A 16,974-nucleotide genomic window follows, 5' to 3' on the forward strand; every position below is an offset into this window, starting at 1 on the left:
GGGAACGGCCGGACAACAGCCGTCCAGTCTACGTGCTCGCGGCGCGCATCCGTACGAGCCCGCGGCACGCCTCCCGTACAAGCCCGACCGCCGTACGAGCGCACGGCGCGCTTCCCGCCCCCGTCAGTTCTTCTGGGTGGGCTCCTTGGGCCGCTCGTGAGCCGGGCCCCGGCGCACCGCGCCCGGAGCGTTCCAGTCCTGCCGCTTGCGGGCGCGCAGCTTCGCGGCCTCGGACGACTCCAGCTGGTAGGGCACCGAGGTCACCATGACGCCGGGGGTGAACAGCAGACGGCCCTTGAGGCGCAGGGCGCTCTGGTTGTGCAGCAGGTGCTCGTACCAGTGGCCGACCACGTACTCGGGGATGATCACGGAGACCGCGTCGCGCGGCGACTCCTTGCGCAGTCCCTTCACGTACTCGATGACCGGACGGGTGATCTCGCGGTAGGGCGAGTCGAGGACCTTCAGCGGTACGTCGATGCCGCGCCGCTCCCACTCGTCGCGCAGGGTCTTGGTCTCGGCCGGGTCGACGTTGACGCTGAGGGCTTCGAGGGTGTCGGAGCGCAGCAGCTTGGCGTAGGCGAGGGCGCGCAGGGCGGGCCGGTGGATCTTGGAGACCAGGACGACGGAGTGGACGCGGGAGGGCCGGACGCTGTCGTCGGACGGGCCCTCGGGTGCGGCGAGCTCCTCGGCGACGCGGTCGTAGTGCTTACGGATCGCGGTCATCGTCGCGTAGAAGATCACCATGCCGAGCAGGGCGACCCAGGCGCCGTGGGTGAACTTGGTGACGAGGACCACGACCAGGACCAGCCCGGTGAAGAACGCGCCGAAGGCGTTGATCGCGCGGGAGCGGACCATGTGGCTGCGCTTGGCCGGGTCGGTCTCACTGGCCAGGTGACGGTTCCAGTGGCGGACCATGCCGGTCTGGCTGAGAGTGAAGGAGACGAAGACGCCGACGATGTAGAGCTGGATCAGACGCGTCGAGTCGGCCCCGTAGATGATGACGAGCATGCTCGCGGCGCCGGCCAGGAGCACGATGCCGTTCGAGAAGGCCAGACGGTCGCCGCGGGTGTGGAGCTGGCGCGGCAGGTAGCGGTCCTGGGCGAGGATCGAACCGAGCAGCGGGAAGCCGTTGTACGCGGTGTTCGCGGCCAGGAACAGGACGAGGGCGGTGGCGGCGGCCAGCAGGATGAACAGGAAGCTGCCCTTGCCGAACACGGCCTCGGCGACCTGGGAGATCACCGGGTTCTGGACGTAGCCGGCGCCGACGGCCACACCGTTGTGGATCAGGTCCGTGGCGGGGTTCTCGGCCATGCGCACCTTGGTGGTCATGGCCAGGGCGATGATGCCGCAGAACATGGTGACGGCGAGCAGGCCCATGGCCGCGAGGGTGCTCGCGGCGTTCTTCGACTTCGGCTTGCGGAAGGCCGGGACACCGTTGGAGATCGCCTCGACGCCGGTGAGCGCGGCACAGCCGGACGAGAAGGCGCGCAGCAGCAGGAAGACGAGGGCGAAGCCCGCGAGCCCCTGGTGCTCGGCCTTGATGTGGTACTCGGCGGTCGGCGCCATCATGCTGTCGCCGAGCACGAGTCCGCGGAACGCGCCCCAGGCGATCATGATGAAGACGCCTGCGACGAAGACGTACGTCGGAATCGCGAAGAGCTTTCCGGACTCCTTGACTCCGCGCAGGTTCATCAGCGTGAGCAGGATGATGACGGCGACCGCGCAGAAGACCTTGTGCTGCACCACGAACGGCACCGCCGAGCCGAGGTTCTCGATGCCGGAGGCGATGGAGACGGCGACGGTGAGGACGTAGTCGACGAGCAGCGCGCTGGCGACGGTGAGGCCGGCCCGCGGGCCGAGGTTGGTGGTGGCGACCTCGTAGTCGCCGCCTCCGCTCGGGTAGGCGTGCACGTTCTGGCGGTAGGACGCGACCACCGTGAACATCAGCACGACGACCGCGACCGCGATCCAGGGGCTGAAGTGGTAGGCCGACACGCCCGCGATGGAGAGGACCAGCAGCACTTCTCCGGGCGCGTACGCGACGGAGGAGAGGGGGTCGGATGCGAAGACGGGGAGGGCGATGCGCTTCGGCAGAAGCGTTTCCCCCAGCCGGTCGCTGCGCAGTGCGCGCCCGATGAGGATCCGCTTCGGCACGTCGGTCAGTTTGGACACAACAGGGAATCGTAAGGGTTCGAACTGGCTGTCGCCCACCCGCCGTCCCTCTTCGGTCCGTCATCTGCTCTCCGGGTGAAAACAGGGAGGGCTCCGGCTGCGGATTCCGCAGCCCCGTGGATCGACGTGTCTATATGACGAAACCGCGTCCCCGACCGTCCTGGAGGACCCATGCATCTGACCCCCGAGCTGATCGGCGCGGCCGTCGCACTGGCCGGCCTCGGAATCCTGACCCTCGCGAGTGTTCGCAGCATCACACGGCGCTGAGCTCCACGCGTTCGCCGCCGCTCACCATTGGTCGCGGCCGTTCACCATCGGTCGCCGTCGTTCACCGTCGTTCCCCGAACGTTCCGCGAAAAAGGCACAGGCGAACCTGCGCAACGATGCCCCCGGTCGACCGTGCGTGTGTAGCTTGGGCGGCGGTCTGAGACCCTGTTTAGCCTGAGCCGTAACCATTCATGCGGAAGGACGGTCGTGCACATCGTCATCATGGGCTGCGGAAGAGTAGGTTCCGCTCTTGCCCAGAACCTGGAGCAACAGGGGCACACGGTCGCCGTGATCGACCAGGACCCCACCGCCTTCCGGCGGCTGGGCTCCGGGTTCGGCGGCCGTCGTGTCACCGGAGTCGGCTTCGACCAGGACACCCTGCGCGAGGCGGGCATCGAGGAGGCCGGCGCGTTCGCGGCGGTCTCCAGCGGCGACAACTCCAACATCATCGCCGCCCGCGTGGCCCGCGAGATGTTCGGCATCGAGAACGTCGCCGCCCGGATCTACGACCCCCGTCGCGCCGAGGTCTACCAGCGCCTCGGCATCCCGACCGTCGCCACCGTCCGCTGGACGGCCGACCAGATGCTCCGCCGGCTGCTGCCCTCGGGGGCCGAGCCGCTGTGGCGCGACCCCACGGGCGGGGTGCAGCTCGCCGAGGTGCACACCTCCGTCGCCTGGGTGGGCCACAAGATCAGCCGCCTCCAGGACGAGACGGGTGTACGCGTCGCTTTCCTCACCCGGCTGGGCGAGGCGGTTCTGCCCTCCTCCCAGACGGTGCTCCAGGAGGGCGATCTGGTGCACGTCATGATGCGCACCGACGAAGTGGACAAGGTCGAGGCGGCATTCGCCAAGGGCCCTGAAGAAGAGGCGGGGCACTGATGAGAGTCGCCATTGCCGGTGCCGGTGCCGTGGGCCGCTCGATCGCGGGCGAACTGCTGGAGAACGGCCACGAGATCCTGCTGATCGACAAGGCGCCGACCGCCATCTCGGTCGAGCGCGTCCCGCAGGCGGAGTGGCTGCTCGCCGACGCCTGCGAGATCACCTCCCTGGACGAGGCGGCGTTGCAGCGCTGCAACGTGGTCATCGCGGCCACCGGGGACGACAAGGTCAACCTCGTGGTCTCGCTCCTCGCGAAGACCGAGTACGGGGTCCCGCGCGTCGTCGCCCGCGTGAACAACCCCAAGAACGAGTGGCTGTTCAACGAGTCCTGGGGCGTGGACGTGGCCGTCTCCACCCCGCGCCTGATGTCGGCGCTCGTGGAGGAGGCCGTGAGTGTCGGTGACCTGGTGCGGCTGCTCCGCTTCAGTCACGGCGACGCCAACCTCGTCGAGCTGACCCTGCCGCCGGAGTCCGCCCTGGCCGGCACGACCGTCGGCGACGTCGCGTGGCCGGAGGACACCTCGCTGGTGACCATCATCCGCGGCACTCGCGTCCTGACCCCCTCCCGGGAGGACTCCCTGGAGGCGGGTGACGAGCTCCTCTTCGTGGCCGCCCAGGCCCGTGAGGAGCAGCTCGAGGACCTGCTGTCGGTGCGCCGCGACACGAGCACGACGAAGTAGGCAGCCGTTCCCGTTGTACGACGAAGGGGGCGCCCGGAAATTCTCCGGGCGCCCCCTTCGTCGTACAACAGGTGTGCCGCGGGCGTGCGGCACCGCAGGCTCAGGCGTCGTCGGCCGAGGCCGGGCTCACGCCTCGCGGCGGTGCCGGGCCGGGGCGGGGGTGTCGCCGCGCTCCTGCGCGAGAGCGGCCTTGCGCTCCTTCTCCGCCTGCTCCTCGGCCTCCATCTCCGCGAACACGTCGATGGGCGGCGGCGCCTTGGCCAGGAAGACCCAGGTGAGCCAGACGGCGAGCAGGAACGGGGGGATCTTCAGGGCGATCAGGACCCAGCCGAACTGGGTGGTGTCGCCCCACCAGTAGAGCGGGAACAGCACCGCGCACTTGGCGAGCAGGATCAGGCCCCAGGCCCAACTGGCCTTCGCGTACGCCTTCTTGCGGCCCGGGTTGCGGGTGCGCCAGGAGAGGTTCTCCTTGAACACCGGGCCGAGGATCAGCCCGATCAGCGGGACGCCCGCGAGGGTGGTCACGATGTACGCGACGGCGAGACCGAGCGTGTACAGCATCCCCGGCAGATAGAAGTCCTTCGCGTTGCCCGTCATCATCGCGAAGACCACACCGAAGGCGACGCCGAAGACACCGCTGAAGGCGTGCTTCACGGTGTCGCGCCGCACCAGGCGGACCACGACGAGCAACAGGGACACGGCGAGGGCGGCGATCGCCGCCCAGTGCAGGTTCTTGTTGATCGTGAAGATGGTGACGAAGAGCAGGCCGGGCATCACGGTTTCGACCATGCCCCGCACGCCGCCGAACGCCTCGAAGAGTGCGGCCTCGGTCACCGCCCGTGCATCCTGCTCGGCGTCCTGGGCGTCTTCGGTCGGCTTGTCGAGCGACGTCACCGGCTACTCCCGTCCGAGGGGTCTGAGTTCGTACTTCGGATTGAACAACACCCTACGGCCCCGGCTCATCGAGATACGGCCCGAGGCGATCAACTTGCGTCCGGGCTCGATGCCGACGATGGAACGGCGGCCGAGCCAGACGACGTCCAGGGCGGCCGAGCCGTCGAACAGCTCGGCTTCCAGGGCCGGGACACCGGCCCTCGGCCGCAGAGTGACCGTGCGCAAGGTACCAGTAACCGTGACTATCTGCCGGTCGTGGCAGTCACCGATACGGGTGCAGCCCGCGGTCGCCGTGTCCTCCCGCAGCTCCTCGGATTCCAGGTCCTCCTGGGACGAGGAGAGCCGGTCCATCATGCGCCGGAAGCGGCCCGCCGGCTTTTCGGAACGAGGAACAGCACTCATACCGAAAGCGTACCGGGGGCACTGACAGCTTCGTACCCGCGGCACCGCTGACCGAACCGGCCCCGGACTCCGCCCGATCGGGCGACCGCGCCGGCGGTCCAGCAGTCCGGCGGTCCGGCGGTCCGGCGGTCCGGCGGTCATGATCGCGTCACCGTTCGAACCTGTATCCCATCCCCGGCTCGGTGATGAAGTGTTTCGGGTGCGAGGGGTCCACCTCCAGCTTGCGGCGCAGCTGGGCCATGTAGACCCGCAGATAGTTCGTCTCCGTGCCGTAGGACGGACCCCAGACCTCCTGAAGCAGCTGCTTCTGGCTGACGAGCCGGCCCGTGTTGCGGACCAGGACGTCGAGCAGATGCCACTCCGTGGGGGTGAGCCGGACGTCCCGCCCGTCGCGGTGCACCTTCTTCGCCGCCAGGTCGACGGTGAACCCGGCGGTCTCCACGATCACGTCGTCCTCACCGCCCCCGGTGGGCTCCGCCCGGCGGACGGCGGCGCGGAGCCTGGCGAGCAGTTCGTCCATGCCGAAGGGCTTGGTGACGTAGTCGTCGGCGCCCGCGTCGAGCGCCTCGACCTTCTCGTCCGAGGAGTGCCGGGCCGACAGCACCAGGATCGGCACCCGGGTCCAGCCGCGCAGCCCCCTGATCACCTCGACGCCGTCCATGTCGGGCAGGCCGAGGTCGAGCACGACGACGTCGGGGTGACGGGCGGCCGCGAGCTGGAGCGCGGTGGCGCCGTCGGGGGCCGCGTCCACCTCGTACTTGCGTGCCTTCAGGTTGATCACGAGGGCTCGGGTGATCTGCGGCTCGTCGTCGACCACGAGGACCCGGGTCATGAAGCCTGCCTTTCTGCGACTGCTGATCGGTCTGCCTGGCCGGGACGGCGCTCCACCGCCCGCACCGTGAGCACCATGGTGAGTCCGCCGCCGGGGGTGTCCTCGGCGTTGAGGGTGCCGCCCATCGACTCGGCGAAGCCACGGGCGACCGCGAGGCCGAGACCCACACCGGTGCCGCGCGGGGCGTCTCCGTAGCGCTGGAAGGGCGCGAATATCCGGTCCTTGGCGTCGTCCGGGACTCCGGGGCCGCGGTCCACCACACGTACCTCCAAGCGGTCGGCGATGGCGCTCGCGGCGACCAGGACCCGTTGGTCGACGGGGCTGTACTTGACGGCGTTCTCGACGAGGTTGGCCATGGCACGCTCCAGGAGCCCGGCGTCGACGGCGACCATCGGCAGGCTCTCCGGGATGTCGAGGTCCACGCTGTCCTCGGGGACGCCGCCGAGGGCCATCGGGACGACCTCGTCGAGGTCGATCTCGCGGATCAGCGGGGCGACCGTGCCGGTCTGGAGCCTGGACATGTCCAGCAGGTTGCCCACCAGGTGGTCGAGGCGGTCGGCGCCGTCCTCGATGCCTTCGAGGAGCTCGGCGCGGTCCTCCTCGGACCAGGCCACGTCGTCGGAGCGCAGGGACGAGACCGCCGCCTTGATCCCGGCGAGCGGGGTGCGCAGGTCGTGGCTCACGGCGGCGAGCAGGGCGGTGCGGATGCGGTTGCCCTCGGCCAGCTCCTTGGCCTGGGACGCCTCGTGCTGGAGGCGCTGGCGGTCCAGGACCACCACGGCCTGCGCGGCGAACGCGGCCAGCACCCGGCGGTCGGAGGCGGGCAGCACCCGCCCGGACAGCGCGAGGGCCGTGTGGTCGCCGACCGGCATGTCGACGTCGGCGTCCTCGGGGCGGGTCGCGGGCGACGGTCCGGCGCTGCCCGCACACGTCCACGGCTCGACATCGCCCGCGCGCTCGAGGAGCGCGACCGATTCCATTCCGAAGGTCTCCCGGACCCGCTCCAGCAGCGCCTCGAGGCTGGTCTCGCCGCGCAGCACGCTGCCCGCCAGGAAGGAGAGGATCTCCGACTCGGCCCGCAACCGCGCCGCCTGGTGGGTACGGCGGGCCGCCAGGTCCACCACCGACGCGACGGAGACGGCGACGCCCACGAAGATCACGATGGCGACGATGTTCTTCGGATCGGCGACGGTCAGCCGGTGCAGGGGCGGTGTGTAGAAGTAGTTCAGCAGCAGCGAGCCGAAGGCCGCCGAGGCGAGGGCCGGAAGCAGACCGCCGAGCAGGGCGGCCGCGACCGTCACCGACAGGAACAGCAGCATGTCGTTGGCGAGGCCGAGGTCGATGGTGTTCAGCAGCAGGGCCATGACCACGGGGCCGCCGATGCCGACCGCCCAGCCCCAGATGATCCGGGAGCGGCCGAGCCGTGCTCCGCGCGCCACCGGCAGACCACGCCCCTTGGCGACCTCTTCGTGGGTGACGATGTGGACGTCCAGGTCGGGTCCCGACTCCCGGGCGACCGTGGTGCCGACGCCCGGCCCGAACATGTACTGCCAGGTCTTGCGGCGGGAGGAGCCGAGCACGATCTGGGTGGCGTTGACACCGCGCGCGAAGTCCAGCAGCGAGGCGGGGATGTCGTCGCCGACCACATGGTGGAAGGTGCCGCCCAGGTCCTCCGCCAGGGTGCGCTGGACGGCCAGCTCCTTCGGCGAGGCGGAGGTGAGACCGTCGCTGCGGGCGATGTAGACCGCCATGACCTCGCCCCCCGCCCCCTTCTCGGCCAGCCGCGCCGCGCGCCGGATCAGCGTCCGCCCCTCGGGACCACCGGTCAGCCCGACGACGATCCGCTCCCGTGACCCCCAGATCTTGGAGACCTGGTGCTCGCTGCGGTACTCGGTCAGATATTCGTCGGCCCGGTCGGCGACCCACAGCAGCGCGAGCTCGCGGAGGGCCGTGAGATTGCCGGGGCGGAAGTAGTTGGACAGGGCCGCGTCGACCTTGTCGGATTTGTAGATGTTGCCGTGCGCCATCCGGCGGCGCAGGGCGGGCGGAGACATGTCGACGAGCTCGATCTGGTCCGCCCGCCGCACCACCTCGTCCGGCACCGTCTCGCGTTGCCGCACGCCCGTTATCGACTCGACGACGTCACCCAGTGACTCCAGGTGCTGGATGTTGACGGTGGAGACGACGTCGACGCCTGCGGCGAGGAGTTCCTCCACGTCCTGCCAGCGCTTGTCGTTGCGGGAGCCTGGCACATTGGTGTGCGCCAGTTCGTCCACCAGGGCGACGGCAGGGGCACGCCGGAGCACGGCGTCGACGTCCATCTCGGTGAAGGTCCCGCCCCGGTACTCCAGCTCCTTGCGCGGCACCTGCTCCAGGCCGTGCAGCATCACTTCGGTGCGGGGCCGGTGGTGATGCTCGACGAACGCCACCACGCAGTCCGTCCCGCGTTCGACGCGGCGGTGCGCCTCGGAGAGCATCGCGTAGGTCTTGCCCACGCCGGGTGCCGCACCGAGGTAGATCCGAAGTTTGCCGCGTCCCATGAGCCTATTGTCTTCCTGTCACCGCTGTGTACGCAGCGTCGACCCTACGGCCAGGTTTCCCGACGAATGGGACGAACGTCCCGCCGCGGAAGCTCTTTGACGCAACCCTGATGCGCCGCGCGGCCTCGCGCGGTTCCACGAGGCCCGGCGCGGTCCCCTACGGCTGACCGTGCTGGTGGCAGTGCTGGTGGCGGTGCTGATGCTGGTGGTGACGGCTCGGCTCATGGTTCCTCCCGGTGATCCCCGTGGACCGGGCGCCGGTGTCCCGGCCGGACGCCCGGTCCCTCATCCCTTCATCGGATGGGACCCCGGTTCCGGTTCACGCGGGATTGTCGCCGTGTGTCAGCGTCTCCCACGCGACGAAGAGGTTGTTGCTGCCGGCCGGACGGTTCTGCTCGGTGAGCGCCTGGGTGTTGGTCATCGCGATGCCCAGCCGGTTGTGCAGGGCGTTGTAGCCGACCTCGGTGACCGGGCCGAGCCCGAGGTTCAGCGAGCCGCCGCACAGCCAGCTCGGCACGGCCGCACCCAGCTGGTACTTCGACTGGAAGCCGAGCGCCTGGCGCAGCCGCTCTCCGACGTCGGTGCCGTACAGGTCCTGCCCCTGGATGCGGCGGGTCTCGGCGATGTGCGAGATGGCCGAGATGCCGTACCCGGTGTGGGTGAGGTCCCGGCAGGTCTCCTGGGTGAGCCCGGTGACGAAGGTGGACTGACCCTGCCAGTAGCTGACGATCTTCGCGGTGGTGTCGAGGTTCTGGCTCGGCACGGTCTTCGGCACGGACCCGTCGGTGGACAGGTACACGTACGCCGCGGTGCGCGTCCGGAACCTCGCCATGGCCTTGTCGTACGAAGTCTTGTCCTCCAGGAAGACGGAGATGCCGACGGCGGCCTCCATCATCGACAGCTCCCAGTTCCCGTTGGAGTTGGAGCCGTTGATGATCTCGGGCAGGTAGACGGTGCGCAGCATGGTCGCGAAGCGGCCGGATTCGGCCCAGGAGCCGGTGTACGTGTACTTGATGATCTCGGCGGCCTTGGGCCAGGAGGAGCCCGCCCAGCCGGTCTGGAGCGGCGCGTTGCTGTTGGTGTGGTCCTTGATCACCGCGGACCAGGCGTCCATCAGCTCGATGGCCTTCCTGGCGTACCGGTCGTCGCGCGTGATGTACCAGGCGAGGGCGTCGGTGTACGCGGCGATCGCGTCCTCGCGCTCGTCCGTGCAGCCGTAGTCGGGATTGGAGTACGAGCCGCACTCGACGGTCGCGCGGGGCTTGGGGGTGCGCGTGAGCGAGGCGTACTTGCTCGCCGCCAGCTGGTCGTAGGCGCCCTTCCAGGGCTGGACGCCGGCCAGGACCTCGGTGCGGGCGAAGTCCAGCTGCCCCCTGGAGACGGTGACTCCGGGGTGGACGAAGGCGGCGGGCGCGGCTTCGGCCCGGTGCGCGCCGGGCCAGGACAGGAGGGTGCCGACCAGGGCGGCGGTCGCGGCGGCGACGGTGAGGAGGAAGGCAGGGCGCCGTCGGCGGGGATGCCGAGTGGGGGTGTCGGACATGCAGAGCCATCCATTCTTGTATGTGAACTACACACGGGATGCTGAACATGAAGCGCTGGCCGGTGACCATAGGTACGGACCAGGCTTCCGTCAAGCCCTGAAGAAAGAGCAGCTGCTCAACCGTTGTTCACATACGGGAACCTCGTTGGGGTGGGTCCTGCTGCCGCCCTCCGAGGCCGCGCGAACTGCGTACAAGCACCTGCACAGGAGCCATGCGAACCCGCGCGAACTGTGTACCGGGGCCTGCGCGGGATCCCGGCGAACCCGCGCGAACGGTGTACCGGGACCTGGACGGGATCCCGCCGAACCCGTGCGAACCGTGTACCGGAACCCGCACGGGATCCCGCCGAACCCGCGCACGGAAAAGGGCCGCATCCCTGAGGATGCGGCCCTTCTGTTGCCCGTCTCTTCGACTGTCCCTCGTCCGTCTAGCGGACTTCGGTGATCTCCGGTCCGCGCTGGAGCTGTCCCATGCCGCCGGAGAAGCGTGAGCCGCTCTGGTCCTCCTGCTGAACGCCCTCGGGGACCATCTGAGCGTCGTTCGGCAGCTTCAGGACGATCGGGTCGCGCGGGGCCATCGGGCCCTCACCGCGGACGACGACCGTGTCCCGGAAGATCTGCTCCAGCAGGCCCGCGGCCTGCGGCTGCACCGCGCCCTGCCCGGAGATCACTCCGCGCAGGAACCAGCGGGGACCGTCCACGCCGACGAACCGCACGACCTGGAAACCGCCCGTGCCGTCCGGCAGCTGGACCGGTACCTGAGCCCGCAGCTCCCAGCCCAGCGGTCCTTCGACCTCGTCGATCACGCCGCCCTGCTGGGTGATCCCGGAGGCGATCTCCTCGCGCACCTCGCCCCAGATGCCCTCGCGCTTGGGAGCGGCGAAGGCCTGGAGCTGTACGGCGCTGTCGTTGACGACGACGGTCGCCGCGACGATCGCGTCACCCGCGACCTCGACCCGCAGCTCCATGCCGTCGACTCCGGGCACGAACAGACCACCGAGGTCCACCCGGCCCTCGGCCGGGTCACGAACCTCTTCACTGTCCCAGGGTCCGTCGGGGCGCGGCTCGGGTTCGAGCCTCACGCGCCGGCGCTCCTCGTCCTCGTCCGCCTCAGTGTCGACGCCGTCGACGACCTGCTCGGCCTCGCCCGCCGCGTCCTCGGCGGCACTGCCCTTCTTGCGACGTCCGAACACGTCACTGTCCTTCCCGGTCGGATACGACCGACGCGTATCGATTCCCACCCGTTGTGCTGTCCACGGCGGCATGACCGCCGGTGGACCCGAAGCCCCCTGCGGCCCGCGCCGAGTCGGGAAGTTCCGCGACCTCCTGGAAGCGAACCTTCTCGACTTGCTGGACGACCAGTTGAGCAATCCGGTCGAAGCGCTCGAACCGCACCGACTCGCGCGGATCGAGATTCACCACGATCACCTTGATCTCCCCACGGTACCCGGCATCCACCGTCCCCGGGGCATTCACGAGGGCTACACCGCAGCGGGCGGCGAGGCCGGAGCGCGGGTGCACGAAGGCCGCGTACCCCTCGGGCAACGCGATGGACACTCCCGTCGGCAGCACGGCCCGCTCACCGGGCTCGAGCTCGCGGCTCTCGGTGGTGCGAAGATCGGCTCCCGCGTCACCCGGGTGCGCATACTCGGGGAGCGGGACCTCCGGATCGACGCGCCTGATCATCACGGCGACTTCTGGACGGGGCTCACTGGCCCCGGGGCTACGGGTCACGGGTTCACCTCGAAGGCACGGGCTCGCCGGATCTGGTCCGGGTCGCTCATCGCCGCGCGGATCTCCTCCGGGCGGCCGTTGTCGATGAAGTGGTCGACCTTCACCTCGACGAAGAGGGCGTCCGCGCGGACGGCGACAGGCCCGTCGGGGCCGCCGATCCGCCCCGTGGCGGTGCAGTAGATCTTCCGGCCGGCCACCGCGGTGACCTCGGCCTCCAGATACAGCACGGTGTCGACGGGTACGGGGCGCCGGAAGTCGGTCTCCAGGCGGCCCGTCACGGCGATCGTCCGCAGCAGCCAGTTCAGCGAGCCGAGGGTCTCGTCGAGCGCGGTGGCGAGAACACCGCCGTGCGCGAGGCCCGGGGCGCCCTGGTGGACGGGGCGCACCGTGAACTCCGCCGTGATCCTGACACCGTCCCCGGCACGGGCCTCCAGATGGAGTCCGTGAGGCTGTGCTTCACCGCACCCGAAACAGTGTTCGTAGTGTGCCCCGAGGAGCTCTCCGGGGGCGGGCGCGTCGGGGTGCCGCACCGGCGCGACGGCGTCGGCGGGAGGCGTCAGAGCTGCGGAAGTACCACTCACAGCCGCAGACCTTACCCGCGCGTCCAGCAAGTCTTCGCACCGTGCCAAGCTTGGCGTCATGCAGCTCTCCGCCTCTCCGTACGAAGAACGACTCACCGCACCCCGGTCGTGGTGGGCGATCAGCTTCCTGGTCGGGCTCGCGCTGGCCCTGGTCTTCCTCCCGTTCGGCACACTGCCGATGCTCGGAGCGCTCGTCGGCGGTACCGCGTTCGCGGCGGTCGCGGCAAGTGCGTACGGCTCGATCCGCATCCGCGTGGTCGGTGACTCGCTGATCGCCGGCGACGCCAGGATCCCGGTCTCGGCCCTCGGTGGCACGGAGATCATGGACCCGGAGGAAGCGCGCGCCTGGCGGACCTACAAGGCCGACACCCGCGCCTTCATGCTCCTGCGCTCGTACATCCCCACGGCGCTGCGCGTCCAGGTCACCGACCCGGCCGACCCGACGCCCTATCTGTACCTGTCGACCCGGGAGCCGGAGCGCCTGGCCGCAGCCCTGAAGACGGCGCGGGAGTCGGCCCGACCCGCAGAGAGCTGAGGCTGCGGGCTGCGGGCCCTAAGGCTGAGACAGTCACGGACCACAGCTGGTACGGCGACGCCTGATCGGCCATGCCGGCTGACGGAGGGGACCCGCCTGGCGCGGTCGCACGGCCACAGTTCGAACGGCCGCGGGCGCCGGCCGCGTGAACGAGCTTGATCGCCGGGCCGCCTCAGTCCCCCAGGTCCGTGGGAATCTCCCCGATCCGCACCGGATCCGTCGGCTTCTCCAGCGGTGGCAGTTGCGGAAGGGCGTCCCACGGCACCTGCATCTTGCGCAGGTCCTTGCGGATGTGGCCGGCCACGCGTCTGGTGTCGCGGCGGTTCATCACCGCTCCTACGGCCGCTCCGACCATGAACGGCATCAGGTTGGGCAGGTCGCGGACGGTTCGCTTCATGATCTGCTGGCGCAGCTCGCGCTTCATCTGGCCGCCCAGCGCGGCGTTGATCGTCATGGGCTTGGCCACGTCGATGCCGCGCTCGCCCGACCAGGAGTGCAGATAGGCCGTACTGCGCTCCTTGAGGTTGCCCTGCGGACGCAGGCCGTAGACCTCGTGGAGTTCGGCGATCAGCTTCAGCTCGATCGCGGCGACGGCGGTGATCTCGGCCGCCAGCTCCGTGGGCATGGCGGGCGGCACCGGCAGCATGGCGGCGGCGCCGATCCCGGCGCCGACGGTGGACGTCGCGGCGGCGGCGCCCGCGACGAGCTTGTCCGCGATCTCCTCGGGGCCGAGGCCCGGGAACTGTCCGCGGAGGGTGGCCAGGTCCCGGACGGGAACCCGTGGAGCGATGTCGATGATGCGGTCCGTGACATACGCGAGGCCCGCCCTGGCCCGGACGCCGCTCCTCGTGACGCCTCGCTTGAGCCCGTCCCGAACAGCCTCCACGCGACGCCTCGCTACGGGCGAGGAGGTCTCCGTGGGGGCCGTCAGGCCGTCTGTGACGCCCGCTCGGTCGAGCGAGGCTGATCCCTGTTCGGAAGAGCCCCGCTCGTCGTCACGCACGCCTTCAGGGCCCTTGGAGGGCCCTTCGTCCGCCGCCCTGGAAAGGAGGCGGCGCTTCCAAGGCGGAGTCGAGCCGGTCACGGCCGACCCTGCCTCAGTCGCAGTCGCGGCAGATCGGCTGACCGTTCTTCTCGCGGGCCAGCTGGCTGCGGTGGTGCACCAGGAAGCAGCTCATGCAGGTGAACTCGTCCTGCTGCTTGGGCAGCACCCGGACGGCCAGCTCTTCGTTCGAGAGGTCCGCACCGGGCAGCTCCAGGCCTTCCGCGGCCTCGAACTCATCTACGTCGACGGACGAGGTCGACTTGTCGTTCCGGCGAGCCTTCAGTTCTTCAAGGCTGTCCGAGTCGACGTCGTCGTCGGTCTTGCGCGGGGTGTCGTAATCCGTTGCCATTGTCGCTCTCCCCCTCTGGGTGTCTGCGGTGTCTCCAGCGCACGTAACGCGTGAGAGGCCGGACTTGTGCCCGACCCGAGGCGGAGATTTTGCCTCACATCAAGGTCTGTTACTCAATCGACACCCAACCGGCCTCATCAAGAGTGGTCGGCTTGGATGGCGATGCGGACCGTACACGGTCCGAGGGCCGCACTTCAAAGGCGCCCCACCGTGTACTTCCCGTGATCGGGACCCCTGAAAACCCGGATTTTCCCGGCTTTCCGACAGCCTGCATGATCACGGAGAGTGGATGGATCGAAATTCGTCCTTGTGATCGATCACACACGGGTCACCCGGGTGGGTGATCCGGAAATTCCGCGCAAAGCGAACATCGCCGCGTGTCCGCGACATGCTCTCAGATGGGAAGGGTGACGCGCATCACGAGCCCACCCCCTTCTCGGGGCTGAGCGACGATGTGGCCCCCGTGCGCACGGGCCACCGACCGGACGATCGACAGGCCGAGGCCCACGCCCTTGTCGCTGCCGGTGCGCTCCGTGCGCAGCCGCCGGAACGGTTCGAAAAGATTGTCGACCTCGTACGCGGGAACGACCGGTCCCGTGTTCGACACCTCCAGGACGGCCCGGCCGTGCTCCGTGTCGGTCGTGACCTCGACCCAGCCGTCCCGCGGCACGTTGTACCGAACGGCGTTCTGGACGAGGTTCAGGGCGATCCGCTCCAGGAGCACGCCGTTGCCCTGGACAACCACCGGAGCGCGCAGCCCGCGGATCTCCACGCCCTTGGCCTCCGCCTCGGCGTGCACCTGGTCGATGGCCTGCGAGGCGACCTCGGCGAGATCGACCGGCTTGCGCTCGATGATCTGGTTGTCGCTGCGGGCCAGCAGCAGGAGTCCCTCGACCAGCTCCTCACTGCGCTCGTTCGTGGCGAGCAGCGTCTTGCCGAGCTGTTGCATCTCCGACGGCACCCCGGGTCCCGACAGGTGCACCTCCAGGAGCGTGCGGTTGATCGCGAGGGGGGTGCGCAGTTCGTGGGAGGCGTTCCCGACGAAACGCTGCTGGGCGGTGAAGGCCCGCTGGAGCCGCTCCAGCATGTCGTCGAAGGTGTCCGCGAGCTCCTTCAGCTCGTCGTCCGGGCCGTCCAGCTCGATCCGCCGGGACAGATCGGAGCCGGCCACCGCACGCGCGGTGCGGGTGATGTGGCCGAGCGGCGACAGGACGCGGCCCGCCATCGCGTAGCCGAACGCGAAGGCGATGACCGCGAGGCCGAGCAGGGCCAGCAGGGACCGGCTGAGCAGGTCGTCCAGGGCGTGCTGGCGCTGCTGGTTCACGCAGTCGGCCATCGCGCGGTTGAGCTCGTCCGCCGAGGGCGCCGTCGGAAGGTTGCAGGTGCTGCTGCCGACCTGACCGGAAATGATCTTGAAGGGGAGTTCGCTGCCGACGTTCAGCGCCTGTGCCGCGAGCAGGTAGATGATCGACAGCAGCATGATGCCGGCGATCAGGAACATGCCGCCGTACAGCAGCGTGAGCCGTATGCGGATCGTGGGGCGCAGCCAGGGGAAGGGCGGTTCCGCCCTTCTCGGCTCCCAGGTGGGCTTCGGAGGCGCCGCGGGCGGCGCGGGGGTGGTGGCCACGGTGGATCAGATCCTGTACCCGGAGCCGGGCACGGTGACGATCACGGCGGGCTCGCCGAGCTTGCGCCGCAGCGTCATGACGGTCACGCGCACGACGTTGGTGAACGGGTCCGTGTTCTCGTCCCAGGCCTTCTCCAGGAGCTGCTCGGCGGAGACCACCGCGCCCTCGCTGCGCAGCAGCACCTCCAGGACGGCGAACTCCTTGGGGGCGAGCTGGACCTCCTTGCCGTCGCGGAAGACCTCGCGGCGGTTGGGGTCGAGCTTGATCCCGGCACGCTCCAGGACCGGCGGCAGCGGCACGCTCGTACGACGTCCGAGGGCACGCACGCGTGCGGTCAGCTCGCTGAACGCGAACGGCTTGGGGAGATAGTCGTCGGCACCGATCTCCAGGCCCTCGACACGGTCGCTGACGTCGCCGGACGCGGTCAGCATCAGCACGCGGGTGGGCATGCCGAGCTCGACGATCTTCCGGCAGACGTCGTCGCCGTGCACGAGCGGGAGGTCGCGGTCGAGGACGACCACGTCGTAGTCGTTGACCCCGATGCGCTCCAGCGCGGCCGCGCCGTCGTACACGACGTCGACGGCCATGGCCTCCCGGCGCAGTCCGGTGGCCACCGCATCGGCGAGCAGCTGCTCGTCCTCGACGACGAGTACGCGCACGTCGCTTGTCCTTCCTCTGTCCACCGGCGGGCACGTTTCAGCGCACCACGCGGGCAGGTCCGTCACGGATGAGAGCTCCATCCTGCCCGTTTCGGCCATAAACCGGCTGTAAGACGGGGGAGGCGCCAGGGAAGCGCGTCCGGAGGACCGGGAATGCGAGATTTTCTCGTCGGGTTGAGGTTTCCACGGAAGAGAGCGGGGGGAGGACGGCTTTACACCCCGCGATCACGCTCTGCA

16 protein-coding genes are annotated in these 16,974 nt (G+C 69.6%); 3 read left to right on the forward strand and 13 right to left on the reverse strand.

Annotated elements, in window-relative coordinates; genetic code table 11:
* Positions 1-123 precede the first annotated feature (123 nt).
* The gene (locus ABZV42_RS13940) at positions 124-2,172 is read right to left on the reverse strand and encodes an APC family permease (protein WP_355981077.1); all 2,049 of its coding nucleotides are present in this window, start codon (positions 2,170-2,172) and stop codon (positions 124-126) included.
* Between the two features lie 474 nt (positions 2,173-2,646).
* Here ABZV42_RS13940 and ABZV42_RS13945 point away from each other — a divergent pair, with 474 nt between their 5' ends.
* Both ABZV42_RS13945 and ABZV42_RS13950 read left to right on the forward strand, forming a co-directional pair.
* On the forward strand, positions 2,647-3,318 hold the full coding sequence (locus tag ABZV42_RS13945) for a TrkA family potassium uptake protein (protein WP_326785032.1): 672 nt from the start codon (positions 2,647-2,649) through the stop codon (positions 3,316-3,318).
* Positions 3,318-3,998 (forward strand): TrkA family potassium uptake protein, encoded by a 681-nt coding sequence (locus tag ABZV42_RS13950; RefSeq protein ID WP_326785033.1) that lies wholly within the window; start codon positions 3,318-3,320, stop codon positions 3,996-3,998. The genes ABZV42_RS13945 and ABZV42_RS13950 overlap by 1 nt, the downstream gene beginning before the upstream one ends.
* A gap of 126 nt (positions 3,999-4,124) precedes the next feature.
* Here the strand turns inward: ABZV42_RS13950 and ABZV42_RS13955 are convergent, their stop codons facing one another.
* The 8 genes from ABZV42_RS13955 to ABZV42_RS13990 form a co-directional block, all read right to left on the reverse strand.
* A complete protein-coding gene (locus ABZV42_RS13955; protein ID WP_356052034.1) occupies positions 4,125-4,892 on the reverse strand; it encodes a DUF3159 domain-containing protein in 768 nt (255 codons plus the stop codon).
* A 3-nt stretch (positions 4,893-4,895) separates the two neighbouring features.
* Complete coding sequence (locus ABZV42_RS13960; protein WP_078943188.1) at positions 4,896-5,294, reverse strand: OB-fold nucleic acid binding domain-containing protein; 399 nt, start codon at positions 5,292-5,294, stop codon at positions 4,896-4,898.
* Between the two features lie 148 nt (positions 5,295-5,442).
* Entirely contained in the window at positions 5,443-6,126 is a 684-nt protein-coding gene (locus tag ABZV42_RS13965) for a response regulator (RefSeq protein WP_355981070.1), read from the reverse strand.
* Complete coding sequence (locus ABZV42_RS13970) at positions 6,123-8,666, reverse strand: ATP-binding protein (protein WP_355981067.1); 2,544 nt, start codon at positions 8,664-8,666, stop codon at positions 6,123-6,125. The genes ABZV42_RS13965 and ABZV42_RS13970 overlap by 4 nt, the downstream gene beginning before the upstream one ends.
* A gap of 319 nt (positions 8,667-8,985) precedes the next feature.
* Complete coding sequence (locus tag ABZV42_RS13975; protein ID WP_356052036.1) at positions 8,986-10,206, reverse strand: alginate lyase family protein; 1,221 nt, start codon at positions 10,204-10,206, stop codon at positions 8,986-8,988.
* 428 nt (positions 10,207-10,634) lie between these two features.
* Positions 10,635-11,399: a DUF3710 domain-containing protein gene (locus ABZV42_RS13980; RefSeq protein WP_355981064.1), complete on the reverse strand. Its 765-nt coding sequence runs from the start codon at positions 11,397-11,399 to the stop codon at positions 10,635-10,637.
* 1 nt (position 11,400) lies between these two features.
* Positions 11,401-11,892, reverse strand: a complete 492-nt coding sequence (gene dut / locus ABZV42_RS13985) for a dUTP diphosphatase (RefSeq protein WP_356052095.1) — start codon at positions 11,890-11,892, stop codon at positions 11,401-11,403.
* Positions 11,893-11,936: 44 nt separating this feature from the next.
* Complete coding sequence (locus ABZV42_RS13990; RefSeq protein WP_355981061.1) at positions 11,937-12,521, reverse strand: PaaI family thioesterase; 585 nt, start codon at positions 12,519-12,521, stop codon at positions 11,937-11,939.
* 58 nt (positions 12,522-12,579) lie between these two features.
* Between ABZV42_RS13990 and ABZV42_RS13995 the strand changes: the two genes are divergently transcribed.
* On the forward strand, positions 12,580-13,056 hold the full coding sequence (locus ABZV42_RS13995; RefSeq protein WP_355981058.1) for a DUF3093 domain-containing protein: 477 nt from the start codon (positions 12,580-12,582) through the stop codon (positions 13,054-13,056).
* Positions 13,057-13,228: 172 nt separating this feature from the next.
* Here ABZV42_RS13995 and ABZV42_RS14000 read toward each other — a convergent pair whose 3' ends face one another.
* From ABZV42_RS14000 to ABZV42_RS14015, 4 genes are all read right to left on the reverse strand, one after another.
* The gene (locus ABZV42_RS14000; RefSeq protein ID WP_356052038.1) at positions 13,229-14,140 is read right to left on the reverse strand and encodes a hypothetical protein; all 912 of its coding nucleotides are present in this window, start codon (positions 14,138-14,140) and stop codon (positions 13,229-13,231) included.
* A 13-nt stretch (positions 14,141-14,153) separates the two neighbouring features.
* A complete protein-coding gene (locus ABZV42_RS14005) occupies positions 14,154-14,450 on the reverse strand; it encodes a DUF4193 domain-containing protein (RefSeq protein ID WP_003997302.1) in 297 nt (98 codons plus the stop codon).
* A 394-nt stretch (positions 14,451-14,844) separates the two neighbouring features.
* Positions 14,845-16,077: a HAMP domain-containing sensor histidine kinase gene (locus tag ABZV42_RS14010; protein ID WP_355981053.1), complete on the reverse strand. Its 1,233-nt coding sequence runs from the start codon at positions 16,075-16,077 to the stop codon at positions 14,845-14,847.
* Positions 16,078-16,083: 6 nt separating this feature from the next.
* On the reverse strand, positions 16,084-16,737 hold the full coding sequence (locus ABZV42_RS14015) for a response regulator transcription factor (protein WP_103549594.1): 654 nt from the start codon (positions 16,735-16,737) through the stop codon (positions 16,084-16,086).
* Positions 16,738-16,974 lie beyond the last annotated feature (237 nt).

This window comes from Streptomyces sp. NPDC005281 (genome assembly GCF_040607495.1).
Taxonomy (GTDB): domain Bacteria; phylum Actinomycetota; class Actinomycetes; order Streptomycetales; family Streptomycetaceae; genus Streptomyces.